Below are 16,739 nucleotides of genomic sequence, written 5' to 3'. Positions count from 1 at the left end.
TAACCACTTTTAGCTGCTGTGAATTTAAAAAACTACGTTACTGAGGTTAACGCATTTGGTATTCCTAATAACCTGTAACTCAGTTGATGACGAATTTAAGTTGGGCAATGTTGCATACCTGCTTGTTGTAAGTTATGTATTTAGACTGCCAGTATCAAGTCAAGCATGAGGCTGACTTGAAAAAGTTTTAAGTAGGATGTGTAGCCTAGCACTTTGAAGGTGGGTGCAAGTATGGTGAAACTCTTATTTTTTAAGCTAATTTATTTTGCGATCGCTTGTAGTCAATCACTTAATTTTATTCCTAGTTGACGTAAGTATTTATTTATATCCTTCTCTGCTTCAGCACGTTGAGCTTCTAATTCGCGTAGCTTGATAATCTCCGCTTCAATATCGATTTTGTCATTTTCATCCTTGGGGGTTAGGACATAGCGGTTGATATTGAGAATATATTCATTAGCCGCTAGTTCTTCTAGAGCCACAACTTTAGCATATCCCTCTTCATCTTGAAAGGCTTGGTAAGCTGTGATGATATGAGTGATATCTTCTTCACGCAGATAATTTTGATTACGGCTCTTTTGATATTCATTACTAGCATTGATAAACAAAACTTTATTTCTACGGTCTTCTTGCTTATCCCGATTAAAAATCAAAATAGCCGTAGGAATACCTGTGCCATAAAATAGGTTGCCTGCAAGACCAATTACTGCTTCAATTAAGTCAGATTCAATAATCTTTGTGCGAATCTCACTTTCTGCACCTCCACGAAATAAAACTCCAAGTGGAACTATTACCCCAGCTTTGCCAGTGTTTTTGAGTGTGGCTAGTATGTGCTGAATAAAAGCAAAGTCACCACTTCCTTTAGGAGGAATTCCATAACGGAAGCGGCCATAAACATCAAATTTAGCTAGCTCATAACCCCAATCACGGATGCTAAATGGAGGATTAGAAATTACTCTGTCAAAAAGCATTAAATTACCATTTTCAACTAGTTGTGGTTCACGGATAATATCTCCCAAGCGGATGTCAAAATTAAAAATATCATGCAAAAGTAAATTAATTTTGGCAAGGCTAAAAGTATTCTGGTTTATATCTTGTCCATAAAGCAGTAAATCATTTGGCTTATTTTCCAAATGTTTAATTTGCTTGATACATTCAGTCAAAATACCTCCAAATCCACAAAAAGGATCACAAATACTCATTCCTGGTTGTGGTTCAAGCAGACTTACTAACAGTTCTGCTACCTTCTGCGGAGTAAAAAACTCTCCAGATTTTTTACCAAGATTAGCTGCAAATTGTGAAATTAAGTATTCACAACCTTTTCCTAATAGGTCTGGTTCACCAAAATATTTATTCTGGAGTTTAATCTCTGAGAGATGCCATATTAATTGGCGTAGTACTTGATCTTGCTTTTTAATATAAACTTGACTGTGGCTATGTTCAAAATTATAATTTATGAAAATTATTTGTAATTCTCTGACACCTGGGTTATAAATTTCAATAGCTCTACCAGCTTCATTAAGTGCCTGACCAATATTTTCAGGTATTTGCTGTAAATAATTCCATTGCGAAATTGCAGGAACAAAAAAGCGTGGTTTGGCTTTGTGAGATTCTTCCTCAAATAAATCAGAGAATCGCTTTATAAGCAGAAGCCTGAACAAATAGTTAATATAATCATCACCATTAGTAACGCCTCGTAGGATACTAACAGCAGTCCAAAGTCTATCTTCTAAGTATTCTAAAGTAATCATTGCTGTCCTTCCAAAGTTTGAAAAAGAGTAAATTCTGATAAATTATTTCGCGTGTCTAAAATTTCCAGGGTAATACGGTTAGCTCGTTCAGTAGCTAAAAATAGTTGAGCTAATTTATTTTGAGTCTCCAAATTAGGTAATGGAATCTTGAGACTACGTAATTGAGAAATTGGAATCAACTGAATGGTAGAAGATTGCAAATATAAAGTGGCTAGTTGCTGTTCTAGCCATATTGAACGCATCAAAACTGCCAAATACACAGGATCGATTTCTACAATGGGGCGAATAACAGCCACATTATTGCTCGCCAAGCTACCTTCTAATTTATCTGTAACTACTGACGCTTTCAGGAGCGTACCTCGGTTGGAAATCACCACATCGCCAGTTTTTATTCGATACCGCTCAAGGTCAGATAAGCGTAAATGAACCACATTTGGGTTACGTTCAATGTATAGGTACTCAAGATCAGACAAACTAACAACGCGCTCTGGTCTACCGTTATCGTCTGCATAACGGCTAAGTGTAATTCCTTGGAATATTTCCCCTATTTTCTGAAGAGGCAGAGCTAAATGAGACATAAATCTGCTAGACTATCTATTAATTAAGCAGTAAGTGGTTTATTGCATGAAGTAATAAGCTTACTGTAGACAGTCTAGCGTAGAGATTGCTAGAATATCCGCAACCAGATTGTAAAGACATGAAAAAAACGCAACTGGAGTACCAGTCCAGCAGCGTTATCTTATTTCAAACGTTTTTAATTTGGTTGTCCATCCATTAACGGTCAGGCGCACTGCCTGTTGACCGTAAATTTACTTTGAGGAAAAATTGTAACTGCCTAGCTAGTAGTAATTGAGGCGAGAAAAACAGAGACATTACCAAGTAGCGCCTGAGTAATAACTTCCAGTAAGTTAAGACCCTGCTTAGAAGCAGTGGAAAGATGCATAACGGATATTAGCGAATGAAACCGCAAACTCGAAGGAGCGAAAACCACCGGAAATCTTCTGCTTACATTTCATCATCCGCAAGTCACGTTCTGCCTGATTATTGGTAAAGGGAACATCAGGTTGTGTCAGAAACCGTAAAACATCACTCTGAAAATTTTGAAGCCGCAACAACAAGTTATGACCAACACGTCGTTTCACCCGCCCACGATTACCTTTGCGGATTAGGGGTGATTGAGAGGAGTGAAAACTCAGCCCTCGTTGTAGAATTTGCTCGTACAGTTGAGTCAGACGAGCAACAACATTTTTGGGAATACCTGATTGATAACGATGCTTGTAATTGCAAGCTAAAAGCAACAACTTGTTCATGGATTTAGCCCAAGGTTCTTGCTCGATTTCATCTATTGCTTTGAGTTCTCGAAGATGATGGGCATTACACAAAGCGTGATTGACATCAAGGAGTTGATAATAGGGTTTCCAATGGTCGTGGACTACTACACCCTTGATATCAGCTAATACTTCTATGTCTTTACGTTGAGGAGAAACTCGATACCAAGTTTGTGTTTTAGTGGCAACCACGTGCAGCCAATTGGTTTTACCACCAATCCTCAAAGAAAGTCTCGTCTAAATGTTTAACTGCTGCTGCTTTTACCTCAGAGGCCATCTCTGCTACTACTGGTTCTATGATTTGAGCCAGAGTCAAAGTTGTCTTTGCGATTGTCCCTGGTGTCATTCGGCAACCAAATAAATCTAGCAGCACTTCACTCAATCGGTCTTCGGGAATAAAGTGTTGATGATTTAGATAAGCTGCAACTGCTCTAATTCTGGCTCCATACTGTACTGGTGCTGTGACAGATTCTGGAAAACTACCTTGTAGGAGAGTTTTACATTCTGGACATTCTTTGACTGCCACTCTGTGTTCTGTGACGATGATGCGTGGGGCTGGTATATCAAATACTTGTCGCTTGATGATTTTTTTGATTCCTACATCCCCAATATCACTTCCACATCCAGGACATGAGCATGGTGTTGGATGTTCTACTATTTTCTCTGGCTCTAATACTTGTTTTAATGTCTGCCCTGGATGACCTATCTGCCCCCCTGATGGCCGCTTCCCTTTTTCTCTTAAACTTTTTGTCCGTATTTGATTTGACTTTTTGAGTCCGTCGCTGGCTGGTGGTTTTGAACTTGTTTGGCTATCTAGTCCCAAACTTCTCTCTAGCTCTGCTATCCTTTCCAGCAGTGCCTTAACCTCTAGCTCTAGCCTTTCTATTTTTTGATCTTTTTCTTCTGGACTCATTCTTGAACATTACCATCTTTTCTCCCTTCACGGGAATATCCCTGACTTTCCTACCTGGGCAGTTACGAAAAATTTATGATCTCTCCACCGAATAATCCTAACTCAGATGACTCTCAGTTAGACCCTCTGACATTTTTATCTATGGTGATTAACCGAGAAGACGCGCCTCAGATTCTCAACAAATCTGTCGAATTTGTCGCGTGGATAAGCTATATCCAGCAAGATCAGGCTGAGGCTGTACGCCGGAAAAAGGCTGAGGCTGAGGCACAACAAAAGATTGAAAGTGAGGCTAAGGCTCGTAAAATCCTTATGGCAATAATCATAGAACACGCCAAGAGTCAGGGACTTGACCCTTATAAAGACTTGGACAATCTCCAATGCAAAAGTTATAAGCAGCTTTGTACTTACGTGAAGTGGCGTTTTCCAGAACTGAGTAATCGTATCCCTCTGTATCCCGGTTAACGTCTCATAATTTTCGTTATGGAATACCAAAATGTCTCAAAAATGACACCTTGGTGTTCCATTTCCATCAGCAAAAATTGTTCACAAGCTTTTGAGTGTAAAAATTCTAGTCTTATTTAAAGATAGAGATTTTAATGGATCTTTAAACTTAAAAAAGTATCTTTCTTTCGGTTGGCTCGACCGAAAACACCTGTGGATAATGTGTCGCTGGCGGTCTTTGATGAAGCTAGAAATAAACAGTAAAAGGTGTGTAACTTAGGGTATGTTCATCTTAGATAAGTTTTATGGAGCAGTTTTGGCAATGACCGCAGCAGCAGATCCCGTAAAGTTGATGAAGCAAGAAGTTGGCAAAGCCGCCGCGGCCCTGGTTAAGTCGGGTTCCATTGTGGGGTTGGGTACGGGGTCAACTACAGCATATACGATTCAGTTTTTGGGCGATCGCCTCAAGTCTGGTGAACTCAAAGATATCATTGGTATACCCACCTCGTTTCAGTCAGAAGTGCTAGCGAAGCAGTATGGTATTCCTCTCGCCACCTTGGATGCTATTGACCATATCGATATTGCCATAGATGGAGCAGATGAAGTCGATCCGCAAAAGAATTTGATTAAAGGCGGTGGTGCAGCTCATACCCGCGAAAAAGTCGTAGACTACTTGGCAGAACAGTTTATCGTTGTGGTAGACAGTGGTAAGTTAGTAGACCGCTTAGGTTCTAGTTTTGCTGTGCCTGTGGAAGTGATTCCAATGGCAATTACTCCTGTTACCAATGCCATCAAAAAACTCGGTGGCAAACCAGAACTCCGTATGGGTATAAAAAAAGCTGGGCCAGTAATCACCGATCAAGGTAACTTTGTCTTAGATGTTAGATTTGACTCTATTGAAGATCCAGTCGGATTAGAAAAGACATTGAATAACATTCCCGGCGTTCTGGAAAATGGTATTTTCGTTAACTGTGTCGATTTAGTTTTAGTTGGTGAAGTCAAAGATGGTCAGCCATTAGTGCGGCAACTGTAAGAATTTTAGATTTTGGAGCAATTGTAGAGACTTAGCACTGCTACGTCTCTACATCGTTTTTCGTTTTTCGCTACACAATAAAACTGAGCGCTAGACGATAACGTTAGTACCAATTACCAGATTTGTCGCTGTGAAATTATCCAAAGTAGCCAAGGTGTAAGAGTAATAAGAAGCCTCAGTGTAAATAACTAGTGTAAAAGTGTCTGATTGCACAAATTTTAGGTTGCCATCATTGATGGGATTGCTACTACCGTAGCCCCGACTCTTAAACAGGTCAGTGAGGACTAACTTATCCTCACTCTGATTAAAGTCAGTGATAGTATCACCAGCATCACTCAAGGTTTGGTAGATGAACTGGTCATGACCACTACCGCCAGTCAGCGTATCGTAACTTGTACCACCAATAACGATGTCATTGCCACTACCACCAATAACGATGTCATTATCTTCGCCACCAACAAAAATGTCATTGCCAGTACCACCAAGTAGGCTATCATTACCTGCACCGCCCCGTAGCAGATCGTTGCCACTCTTACCATCAATGCGGTCAGAACCCCCTTGACCATTAATGACATCATCTGAGTTGTCAAACCCATCCACATTGTTGTTTAGGTCATTGAAGAAGGTAACTGTATTTTTGTTGAAGATGGTGCTTTGGGTGGAGTTGGCATTGAAGACATCAAAGCTGTCACGAATGCGGGTTTGCCCATCAAACAGAATATTGCCGATGGTGGAGAGGTTATCTAGGTTTTCCAGGGGAAAGTTTTGCAGGATAAATTTATTATCAGCCACCCCTTCAAAGCTGATTTCCAGATTGTTACCATTCTGGCTGAGTAGCAGATTTTGGGCTGTCAATCCAGCACCTTGGAATTTGATGGTATCCAATTCGCTAAGAGAACTCCACAAAAAAAATGATCCAATAGCTATGTGGGTTTAGCAAAAATTTCTACAAACCATTTTCTGAGATTGGGGAGGCGGTGAATCTGTGTTTCAATTTCTGCCATAGCGGAGGTAGTAAGTTTAACTCCTGTAGAATAAACTGTTTCTACCAATGTGACCACCGGATTTTTACCCTTAAATGTGAGAGTTTGGGCGAAATTCAGTACAGTCTCAACAGTGTCAAGTAAACTACCATTCCAATGCTGTTCTAACCAGCCAAAACAACGTTCTATCGGGTTATATTTGCTATGATAAGGCGGATAATAAGCAAGTTGTAACGTCAGTTGAGATGATGTACCAAAATCTACAATCCGCTTCATAAATTGAGTGCGGCGAGAATTATTTTCAGGTCCATTATCCTGATTAATCACCAGTTTTTGAATATGAGCAAATCTGTGTTTGACAGTTTGCCACCAGCTTTCAAGCAAATCAACAATACAATCAGCGGTTAATTTGGAAGAAACAAAGAATAAAAATAACTCGTTGTATTCAGGTATAAAAATGCCGTAGGGAATCAGAGTTATCTCCGTCGGGAAGTCGTGGTCTACTGAGATGGTTGGCATTCGATTTTTACCCCCACGGTCAAATTCTCCAATCTTAACTGCTACCTTAGCATCAATGGAAATTCGCAGAGTATGAGGGTCATTGTCAGCTTCACTATTAATTTGTTCAACTTGTTCAAAAATCGCTTCTGTTTCGGGAATTTTCTTGATAGGCTTGGTTTTCAGAACTCTTTTTAAGGTATAGCCTAAATCATTCAATTTTCGTCGAATTGTTTCTGATGAAGGTAGTTCTTCCTCTGTGTAACCAAATTGTTCAATTAGTTGACGACGGACTTCGCTTGCCGTCATGCGTGTATACAAACGTATACTTTTAAAACTGGGGTCAGTTTGACTTTGTGGGTCTACTAACGATTTTATATCCCTCAACAAGTTTGATAATTTTGCTTCAGCCCGCTTGCGTCCACTACGCCTGAAACCATCAATAAAAGGCTGACCACTCTCTAACTCCTGCATCCCTTTACGGATAGTGCGCCTATTCCATCCCAACTCCCTTTCCGCCACAGTTTGTCCACCTATTCCCAAACCTTTGACTACTTCTGCCATGAATTGTCTTCGGTCACTTCCCTTGAGTTTTTTCGCTGTTTTGATGTACAGAGATTTTAGGTGCGCGGTGAGTTGAATGATAGATTTTGGATACATGAGCTAGACTGCACACTGAATTTATCTTTCTCTTATCATAGGATCAATTATTCTGTGGAGTTCTCTAAGTTAATTGCCTCCCGGAGTGTGGTGATGTCGTTGTTCGCATTGCCATCATCAGCATCTCCGGTATTATTCACCGTAAATGTCGCTAGCACACCTGCATAAGCTTTCCGCGTCGTTTCTGTAAATGCTAAACTCACTTCCATCTGAGCAGTGCAAACTTCTAACTCCCAGTTACCGCCTAATGCTGCATTGCCAATTCGCTGACGGGAAGCGGCAATATTCGCTCCTGTGAGTTGGTGCAGTTTTTGGACAAATTCTGCTCCTGCATCACCCAAAGCTACATTGCAACCATAGATGAGTAGGTTCCAGGGTTTATCACTTTTGGCAGAGGCTGAACGTATATTCTGCCATTGTTGCAGTTGCTGGCTGTATTTATCTAGGTTATCAAGTCCTAAATTGGTGTTGCCCAACTGTAAGCTACCTGGGATACCGTGACAGACTATATGAATGTTAGTCAAATTCAAGGGATTGCAACTCGCCAGCATTTCTGTAATTTGCTCAACACCGTTTTGTGTAGAGTCAAGCACAAACACTTGGGTATTGGGAAGCACACCATTGGCTAAACCGCTATAGTCTTCAATCGCCATGTCGATGAAGACTAAACTATGGGTATCGGAGGTGAAAATTGCAGAATTTTCTTGGAAGTGTGAGGTATGTAGCGTTGTCATTTTCTTACTTCGAGCTAAGTGATGAGGGAAACTCAAACCGACTTCAGCCTTGTAATTACAGGAATTTCACACAACTATCGAGAGTAAAAAATTATATGTTTACTAATTCTTTTCCCTTTCGTTTTTATCATCTAGCAAGTTGCCATTTTTGTAAAGCAATTGTAGTATGCAATCTTACTAAGTCCTACAACTTATATTTAGCAAATATATCAAAAATCAGCTTTTATCCGGCGGTAAAAGCTAAATTACCTCTATTTTTAGGGAAATTAAATCTGCATTATGCATAATCCTTGTAGAGACGTAGCATTCCTACATCTCTACATTTTTTCACTCATATCTCTATTGATAAAACCTAAAAACATACCTTAACTCGTCTTTCACTTTAGGCTTACCACAGTCCCGCGCTATCATCTGAGAAAGATAAAACTTTTGTGATCATGGGGAGGTCTTTCTCACTTAAGGTATTTCAACAAATAAATTATCCCGTAAGATAGACAGGCAAGAACCCTGCCCGATAAAAATATGGGAAAATTTTTGGGAAATCCCTGAAGACTCAGGACTCGCTAGTTATCTGCTCACTCAGGACTCAGGACTCTTTATGTTAGCAGGCACAATTTTGCAGGATGGAAAATATACCCTAATTCAAGAAATTGGGCGGGGTGGCTTTGGCATTACATTTAAAGCTACACATCACTACTTGGGTCAGGAGGTGGTGATGAAAACCATCAATGAACGGCTGCGACAACATCCTGATTTTGCCAAATTCGAGCGCCAATTCCAAGATGAAGCGAGACGATTAGCTGCGTGTATCCACCCAAATATAGTCCGAGTTAGTGACTTTTTTGTTGAATCTGGATTACCTTACATGGTGATGGAATACATTGCTGGCGAAACCTTGGGAGACGCATTTGTATTACCAGGGATACCACTGCCTGAAGCCACAGCAATTCATTACATCCGACAAATTGGCGCAGCATTGCAGGTAGTACACAACAATGGTTTATTACACCGGGATGTCAAACCAGATAATATCATTCTTCGTCTGGGAACACAGGAAGTAATACTAATTGATTTTGGCATTGCCAGGGAATTTAATGGCGGTGCTAGACAGACTCACACAGGTATGGTTTCTGAGGGTTATTCTCCCATTGAGCAGTACTTGACGCAAGCGCCACGCACACCTGCCACAGATGTTTACGGTTTAGCAGCAACCTTGTATGCACTGTTGACAGCTCAAGTTCCCATACCAGCATTATTGCGCGATCGCGAGCAAATGCCTTCTCCCCGCGAACTGCAACCACACTTGAGTGCTGCTGTCAACCAAGCCGTAATGCGCGGTATGGCGGTAGAGTCTCGTTTTCGGCCAGCGACAGTTGCTGAGTGGCTGCAATTGCTCCCAGGCAATGGCATGAATGGAACACCACAAGTTTCACCTACTTACGCAGTGCCAACTGTTAATTTATCTGCCCAGCAAGCAGAAACTGTAATTGGGAAAACTGCCCAAAATTCTATTCCTAGACGAGCTGCGTTGGCACAGCCCAACCCAGGCATCGCTAAAGAAACTGTACTGGCTAAAAAGCTGGGGTCATCTCAAGTATTTATTGGTCTAAGTGTAGCTGTAGTGGCAGCTACAGCAGGTTTTGGGATTACGAGCTTATTACCTAAATCTCAGCAGCCAAGCACAAAGCCGCTTTTTGAACAGCCAACTCAAGAATCAGGTGCAAAAGCACCCAACTTCAACAGTAAATCTTCACCCGGAGGTGAAGAGACTAACACCACCTCAAGAACCGAATCAGCACCACCTTCTCAGCGTCGGCGCAATCGTCGTTCTTCCCAAAAAGAATCTCCCATCTCTCGCCCTACAAAAGAATCACAACGCGAGGATTCTGAACAATCCACACCTTCACCTAGCGTTTCACCTACACCCTCACTAGTAGAGAAACTACGGGCGATCCGCTCATCTCGTAATGCTTCCCCTGAACCATTGCCACAAAATAACTTACCCACTTCTAGTCAAGATTCTGCCTCTCCTCAACCCGTGAGTCCGTCGAACCCTGTGGTTATACCAGCAGCACCACCAACGGAATCTAAACAATCAGATCCTTCTGCTGTAGTAGTACCAACACTGGAAAAGCAAAATTCACCAACTAATAGCCAACCCCAGAATGTTCAAAAGTTTGAGGAAAAGCCACAAGATGACAATAATTAGTCAATTTTGAATTTTGAATTTTAGTGAAGCAGCGCGGTGTTGGACTCACTGCGCTAACTTCTATTAACTAATTATGTTAGCGTAGCGGTAGCGAGTCCGCGATCGCGACGCAGGAGCGAAGCGTCATTACGAATTATTTTAAGGACGAGCAAGCTTATTCTGTAGAACAACTTCCCCCTTTTTATTAATCTTCACGGGATTCTTGGGAAAAGCTTGATTATTTAAATAACGCATAAGTCTTACAGTCTGAAAACTCTGATCAATATGAGGAATTCCTTGTCTATCCATCCGAACAGGTATAATTTTACTTGATATCAAATCTCCTGCTTGGTTGAGTTTAGCCTCTAAAATCATTGAGTCACCTGTCTGGGCATTTGTAGATAAAGTCCGATATCCTAAAAAGTTTCCTAAAGAATAAGCAATAATTTTTCCTTTATAAATTTCCATCGCTCTGGGAACGTGAGGCCCATGTCCTAGTACTAAATCTGCTCCTGAATCAATCATGTTTCGAGCAAACTTGATCGAATTACCTCGGTTTTCTCCATAAAAAAACTCTGTCTGATTCTTAACGTGCAGCGCCCCCGTTCCTTCGGCTCCAGCGTGCATCGATACTATTACTATGTTGGCTTTATTTTTGGCTTCTGCTACGAGTGCTTTGGCTACTCCTAAATTATGGATGGAATTATACATTTCATAAGGAGAAAACCCAATCATTGCTACAGGTATATTGTTGGCTTCCAAATAAAGAATTTGCTTTTTATGTCCTAATGTTGCAATACCCACAGCCTCAAGATTTTTCTTTGTATCTTTAAACCCTACTGGCCCGAAGTCCATTGCATGGTTATTTGCCATATTGAACACATTAAAACCAGCCTCAGCAAATAGCCGGGCATACGCAGGTGGAGAGCGAAAGGCAAAGACTTGTCCTCGACTGATATCTTTGGCTGTATAAGGATAATTAGTTAGGCTACTTTCAAAATTACCAAACAAGATATCAGATCCTTGTAAATGACTTCTCACTGACTTTGGTAATAATTGATCTCGAAAGCGGGGTAATCTATGGTTAGGGAAATTAGTGCCGGGAATAATATCTCCAACCGCTTTGATAGTAATAGTCTTTGTAAATGTTTGTTCTTTTGTTGTTGATGGCGTAAGTTCAGGGATAGCTAATCGAACTTGTACAGGCTCGGTAGGTTTAGTAGCAGCGTTTAATCGCTGTGATTGCCCAAGCCGAATAATGACTCCTATACTAATACCTAGATATAAACAGACGCTGATAAAACTAAATGAGAATACTCGCCCCAGGCTGCCATCTACCATCGTTCACTCCTCACACGATGGCATTAGTTTACCCTGAAAGCCTGTGCAAACGGTGTATATTTTAGTGTTTTTTGGGAAATAGTTGACTAAGTAAATACTGAACTATTATCTCATCTCATTTGTAAATAATGATGTATCGCAGCTACTAAGCCAAACACCATCGGTTTGTCTTCAGAGATCGCGCCAAAATATCACAGATTAAGATGCTCATGACTTCACTGGAGGCGATCGCATCTGTGTTCAAATGGGAACCATAAGAAAATAAGCTAATCCTTCAAACCCTTTATCAATAAACACAGGTGTAATGACCTGCAATTAGTTATTGCGCCTTTTATAGATGTAAGGGTGTCGGGTGTGTTTCGGGTATTCCTTTGCATCAACAATTGTAAGAGATTTTTTTTAGATCCCTGACTGACAATCTCCCGAACTAGACATCAACCATTTACTATCAATTTTTGTTGACTCGTTAATTTTTAGCACCATGCAAGTTGGCATCAATCAGATTGGCATCAATCAAGTATGCCTTTCTCAAGTCAGCATAACTCAAATCAGCACCACTCAAATTAGCATCAATGAGATTAGCGTCAATCAAATCTACATTTCTCAAGTTGGTATTACTCAGGTTGGTATTATATAAGTCGGCATCATATAGGTCGGCATTACTCAAATTAGTACTGCTTAAATCGGCATAACTCAAGTCAGATCCACTTAAGTTTCGACCTTCAGATTCCTGACTGACAATTTCCCAAACTAGACGCCATTTACTATCAATTTTTGTTGCCTCATTAATTTTAGCATCACGCAGGTTGGCATGATTCAAATTAGCACCACGCAGGTCAGCACCACGCAGGTCAGCACCACGCAGGTCAGCACCACGCAGGTCAGCACCACTTAGGTTAGAACCATTTAGGTTGGCACCACTGAGGTTGGCATAACTTAAGTCATCTCCACTCAAGTTTTGATCTTCAAATCCCTGACTGATAATCTCCCATATCAGATACCATTTACTATCAATTTCCCTTGCATCATTAATTTGGGCATCAGTTAAGTTGGCATAACTCAAACCAGCACCAATCAGATCGGCATCAGTTAAGTTGACAAAACTCAAGTTGGCATCAGTTAAGTTGGCAAAACTCAAGTTGGCACCATTCAAGTTGGCACCATTCAAGTCGGCACAACTCAAGTTGGCACAACTCAAGTTGGCATCACTCAAGTTGGCATCACTCAAGTTAGTACTGCTTAGATCAGCATCGCTCAAGTCGGCACCACTCAAGTCGGCATCACTCAAATTAGTACCGCTTAGATCAGCATCACTCAAGTCGGCACCACTCAAGTCGGCATTACTCAAGTCGGCATTACTCAAATTAGTACTGCTTAGATAAGCATTACTCAAGTCGGCACCACTCAAGTCGGCATCACTCAAATTAGTACTGCTTAGATCGGCATCACTCAAGTCAGACTCACTTAAGTTTCGACCTTCAGCTCCCTGATTGACAATCTCCCAAACTAGATGCCATTTACTATCAATTTTTGTTGACTCGTTAATTTTGGCACCACTCAAGTTTGCACCGCTCAGGTTGGCATTACTTAAATTGGCATTACATAGGTTAGCATCACTCAAGTCCGCATCACTGAGGTTGGCATCACTGAGGTTGGCATTACTGAGGTTGGCATCACTCAGGTTGGCATCACTCAGGTTGGCATTACTGAGGTTGGCATCACTCAGGTTGGCACCCCTCAAGTTTTCATAACTAAAATCGATACCACTCAGGTTGGTAGTACTGAAGTTAACATCACGCAGATTGGTATTACATATTTTTACATCCGTCAAGTCAGCACCACTCAAGTTTGCATTAATCAGGTTAGCACCACTCAAGTTTGTATTAATCAGGTCAGCACCACTTAAGTTTGCACCACTCAAGTTTGCATTATATAGGTCGGCATCAATTAGATTAGCGCCACTCAAGTTTGCATCACTCAAGTTTGCACTACTCAAGTCGGCATTGTATAGATCAGTACCAACCAGATTAGCATTGCTCAAGTCGGCACAACACAGATTGACACGACACAAATTAACACTACTCAAGTCAGTACCACTCAAGCTTTGACCTTCAGATCCTTGATTGACGATCTCCCAAACTAGATGCCATTTACTATCAATTTTTGTTGACTCGTTAATTTTGGCATTACGGAGATAAACATCAATTAGGTCAGCACCACACAAGTCAGCACCACACAAGTCAGCACCACACAAGTTCGCACCACACAAGTTCGCACCACACAAGTTCGCATCTGTGAGCATAGCATTAGTAAAATTTGCACCTTGGATATCCGCATAGCTAAAGTTTGCACCCGCAAGATTTTGATCTTTGAAGAAGCACCTTTGGAGATTTTGACCAGAAAAGTCTAAAGACATTGTTAAGTTTAAAAAGTATTTTATTAAATAATTCGGCAAACCCTGCCTCACCTAAATTACGAGAATGTTAGAATTACAGCCTGTTAATAAACTTTTTTTGTTAAGATTATGCAAATCGATTATACTGCAACTGGTAAAGCACGTGTTTTAGATTCTTTTCTTAGATCACAAGAGGAAGCATATTTAGATGAGTCTGCCTTAAAAGCGTTAAAAGAAAAAAATCTACTTGATAATAATATTCTAGAAGGAAAAGACTTTCAGATTTTCAGAGAAGATAAAACTTGGCAAATTGTACACAAATTTCCGATTAGTCAAGCTAAGGAAGCCGTAATTGCAAGCTTTTTACCAAAACCTGACATGATCGGCTCTGTAACCAATCAGCTAATTAATGGTAAATCAATTTATATTTGCCATTTTTAATCTAGTAAAATAGTTAATTTTTATAAACTTAAAGTTAAACACCTTGAACAAAGACCGATCGCAACATTGAGCAACTAGCTAAAAAATAGCGATGAGCGATCGCACTCCACCAAGGTACAACTAGTGTTGTACCTTCAACTTTATTTCACACTTCTAAACCACTCAGTAATCCCCTGAGCGATCGCTTTTGCCATTTTCTTCTGTTCTTGTGGGTTCACCACTTGCTCAAATTCATCGGGATTGCTCATAAAACCCAATTCCAGCAACACTGATGGCGCATCTGCTGGACGTGTCAGCGCTAGGTTGTTCCAAAACACACCATAATAAGGTCTACCGAGGTTTTTGACTACATAGTTCTGTAAAAATATTGCGAGGCTGTGGGCTTGGGGATGATACCAAAATGTGCCGAATCCCTTGGTTTTCTCGGCATCGCCATTATCAGGTAGAGAGTTGTGATGTATGGAAAGAGCGATCGCAGGTTCTTCTTGACTGATAATTGCCTGACGTTCTACTAGCGAAACTTCGCGATCGTCCTCTCGTGTCATCACCACCGTTGCCCCTTGCTTCACCAACTCGTCGCGCAGCAACTTCGATATCACTAAATTGACATCTTTTTCTAAATATCCAGTTGGGCCACTGGCACCAGATTCTTTACCGCCATGCCCTGGATCTAGTACAATCTTAAAATTAGCTAAAAGCTTACGTCTTGTGTTCCCAATTTTAGACGGATGACGCAAAGCCAAAACCAGGGTAGTACCGTCGTATCTCAGCTTATATCCCCACTGTTGAGCTTTTTTAAGGTTAAAGGTGTATTTTACTTGTCCTGGAGCTTCCTGTTGCCAATCTAGACGATTAATTAAGGGGTCATCATCCAGGCGAATTATGTCCGTTTGGGCAGTGGTATTGTAGAGGGTGAGAGCGAGAGCTTGCTCACTTTGTTGTACGCTCACAGGTACAGGAACTTGTAAAGGGAAAACTATCTCTGTCGCACCAGGGAGTTGACGGTATCCGACACTGCGAATGATTGTCTGTGGCGGAACTGCACCAGGGAGAATGCGGGTTTCTTTACTATTAATCCAAGCGCCATAATCTAGGCGCAACCATTCACCTTCCCTACCTGTAACTGTTGCGCGTGTGCCTTTGGGCAGTGGCGTGAGTCGAGAATAATCGGTGCTTGGGCCAGTGCGAGCCACCCCTGACTCTACTGTAACCTCAGAAACTGGCAACTGTGCTTTTGAAAGGATTTGAATTTTACCAGTCCCTGGTTGAGTTATCGTCTTGCCATTGAGCGTCAGTTGAAACTGAGGTTGTCCCAAATCTACCTCTTTACTTGAGTCTGGGACAACAGCACCAGAAATGATGTTGTTACCGTAAATTAGGGATGAAAAAGCAGGATCAGGTTGTTGCAGTGTAATGCAACCCTCATACTTTCCTACGCTAGACTGGGCATGAGGCTGATTTTGCCCTGTCAAAGCTGCCAAATTACTTGGTAGTTGTGCCTGTTGGGGTTGGGGTGAAAGGCCAATAGTTTGATTAGCTAACTTGACAGAGACATTAGCGTTAGGGGGTGCGATCGCGCTAAAACAAATTATTTCTCCCGGTAGTCTGGCAATGTCAACTGCGGGAGTCAGTGAATCTTTAGCAAAGGCTAACCCTTGTGGTAACTCAGCCCCAGTGGTAAGCCTTGTCACTTTAATCTGGAGTTCTTGATTGTCGTGACGCACAGTAAAAAGATTCTCCCCCAACTGCAAGGGGAAACTTGGGGAAAAATGACCTGCTTTGCTGCGGGTAATTGGCTTACTATTGATCAAAACCTGACCATCTGGTGGTGCAGTGCCCAGAAAGAAAATTTTTTGGGCACTTGTCTGGTAGTTTGTCTGGGGAAAAACGACTATAAGAGATGGTTCTGCCAATGCTACGGAGGAGGTAAGAATACAGCCTAGTACTACTAATCCAAAAAGCTTTTTCACTGCAAAATCACAGAAGATTACACCACAATAACTGTGGCACAATGACGGGATGTATTTTTAGAAGTT

General features: G+C 41.2%; 14 protein-coding genes. 4 read left to right on the top strand and 10 right to left on the bottom strand.

Going from position 1 to position 16,739, the window contains the following annotated elements:
* Positions 1 to 281 precede the first annotated feature (281 nt).
* From ANSO36C_RS05035 to ANSO36C_RS05020, 4 genes are all read right to left on the bottom strand, one after another.
* Positions 282 to 1,748 carry a type I restriction-modification system subunit M gene (locus tag ANSO36C_RS05035; protein ID WP_251958647.1) on the bottom strand — a complete coding sequence of 489 codons (1,467 nt, stop codon included), beginning with the start codon at positions 1,746 to 1,748 and terminating at the stop codon, positions 282 to 284.
* Positions 1,745 to 2,326 (bottom strand): restriction endonuclease subunit S, encoded by a 582-nt coding sequence (locus tag ANSO36C_RS05030; protein ID WP_251958646.1) that lies wholly within the window; start codon positions 2,324 to 2,326, stop codon positions 1,745 to 1,747. Before ANSO36C_RS05030 ends, ANSO36C_RS05035 begins: the two co-directional genes overlap by 4 nt.
* Before the next feature lie 342 nt (positions 2,327 to 2,668).
* Entirely contained in the window at positions 2,669 to 3,268 is a 600-nt protein-coding gene (locus ANSO36C_RS05025; protein WP_251955367.1) for an IS66 family transposase, read from the bottom strand.
* 16 nt (positions 3,269 to 3,284) lie between these two features.
* Positions 3,285 to 3,989 (bottom strand): DUF6444 domain-containing protein, encoded by a 705-nt coding sequence (locus ANSO36C_RS05020; protein ID WP_251955366.1) that lies wholly within the window; start codon positions 3,987 to 3,989, stop codon positions 3,285 to 3,287.
* A gap of 75 nt (positions 3,990 to 4,064) precedes the next feature.
* On the opposite strand from ANSO36C_RS05020, the gene ANSO36C_RS05015 reads away from it, so the two are divergent.
* Complete coding sequence (locus tag ANSO36C_RS05015) at positions 4,065 to 4,451, top strand: hypothetical protein (RefSeq protein WP_251958645.1); 387 nt, start codon at positions 4,065 to 4,067, stop codon at positions 4,449 to 4,451.
* 301 nt (positions 4,452 to 4,752) lie between these two features.
* Positions 4,753 to 5,463, top strand: coding sequence for a ribose-5-phosphate isomerase RpiA (gene rpiA, locus ANSO36C_RS05010; RefSeq protein WP_190942610.1), 711 nt, complete (start codon positions 4,753 to 4,755; stop codon positions 5,461 to 5,463).
* Positions 5,464 to 5,553: 90 nt separating this feature from the next.
* Here rpiA and ANSO36C_RS05005 read toward each other — a convergent pair whose 3' ends face one another.
* The 3 genes from ANSO36C_RS05005 to ANSO36C_RS04995 form a co-directional block, all read right to left on the bottom strand.
* Positions 5,554 to 6,369 (bottom strand): calcium-binding protein, encoded by an 816-nt coding sequence (locus tag ANSO36C_RS05005; protein WP_323374563.1) that lies wholly within the window; start codon positions 6,367 to 6,369, stop codon positions 5,554 to 5,556.
* Between the two features lie 17 nt (positions 6,370 to 6,386).
* Positions 6,387 to 7,586, bottom strand: a complete 1,200-nt coding sequence (locus tag ANSO36C_RS05000) for an ISAzo13 family transposase (RefSeq protein WP_251960248.1) — start codon at positions 7,584 to 7,586, stop codon at positions 6,387 to 6,389.
* A 65-nt stretch (positions 7,587 to 7,651) separates the two neighbouring features.
* Positions 7,652 to 8,338, bottom strand: coding sequence for a DUF4347 domain-containing protein (locus ANSO36C_RS04995; RefSeq protein ID WP_251958644.1), 687 nt, complete (start codon positions 8,336 to 8,338; stop codon positions 7,652 to 7,654).
* Positions 8,339 to 8,936: 598 nt separating this feature from the next.
* Between ANSO36C_RS04995 and ANSO36C_RS04990 the strand changes: the two genes are divergently transcribed.
* Positions 8,937 to 10,547, top strand: a complete 1,611-nt coding sequence (locus ANSO36C_RS04990) for a serine/threonine protein kinase (protein ID WP_251958643.1) — start codon at positions 8,937 to 8,939, stop codon at positions 10,545 to 10,547.
* A 138-nt stretch (positions 10,548 to 10,685) separates the two neighbouring features.
* Here the strand turns inward: ANSO36C_RS04990 and ANSO36C_RS04985 are convergent, their stop codons facing one another.
* Together ANSO36C_RS04985 and ANSO36C_RS04980 are read right to left on the bottom strand one after the other, a co-directional pair.
* Positions 10,686 to 11,867 carry a CapA family protein gene (locus ANSO36C_RS04985; RefSeq protein ID WP_251958642.1) on the bottom strand — a complete coding sequence of 394 codons (1,182 nt, stop codon included), beginning with the start codon at positions 11,865 to 11,867 and terminating at the stop codon, positions 10,686 to 10,688.
* A 466-nt stretch (positions 11,868 to 12,333) separates the two neighbouring features.
* Positions 12,334 to 14,283 (bottom strand): pentapeptide repeat-containing protein, encoded by a 1,950-nt coding sequence (locus tag ANSO36C_RS04980; protein ID WP_251958641.1) that lies wholly within the window; start codon positions 14,281 to 14,283, stop codon positions 12,334 to 12,336.
* Between the two features lie 108 nt (positions 14,284 to 14,391).
* Here ANSO36C_RS04980 and ANSO36C_RS04975 point away from each other — a divergent pair, with 108 nt between their 5' ends.
* A complete protein-coding gene (locus ANSO36C_RS04975) occupies positions 14,392 to 14,703 on the top strand; it encodes a hypothetical protein (protein WP_251958640.1) in 312 nt (103 codons plus the stop codon).
* A 140-nt stretch (positions 14,704 to 14,843) separates the two neighbouring features.
* Here ANSO36C_RS04975 and ANSO36C_RS04970 read toward each other — a convergent pair whose 3' ends face one another.
* Entirely contained in the window at positions 14,844 to 16,673 is a 1,830-nt protein-coding gene (locus ANSO36C_RS04970; RefSeq protein WP_251958639.1) for an N-acetylmuramoyl-L-alanine amidase, read from the bottom strand.
* Positions 16,674 to 16,739: the final 66 nt, after the last annotated feature.

This window comes from Nostoc cf. commune SO-36 (genome assembly GCF_023734775.1).
In the GTDB taxonomy this organism is placed as follows: domain Bacteria; phylum Cyanobacteriota; class Cyanobacteriia; order Cyanobacteriales; family Nostocaceae; genus Nostoc; species Nostoc commune_A.
The sequence above is the reverse complement of the archived record's forward strand: the minus strand, read 5'-3'. Positions and strand labels throughout refer to the sequence as shown.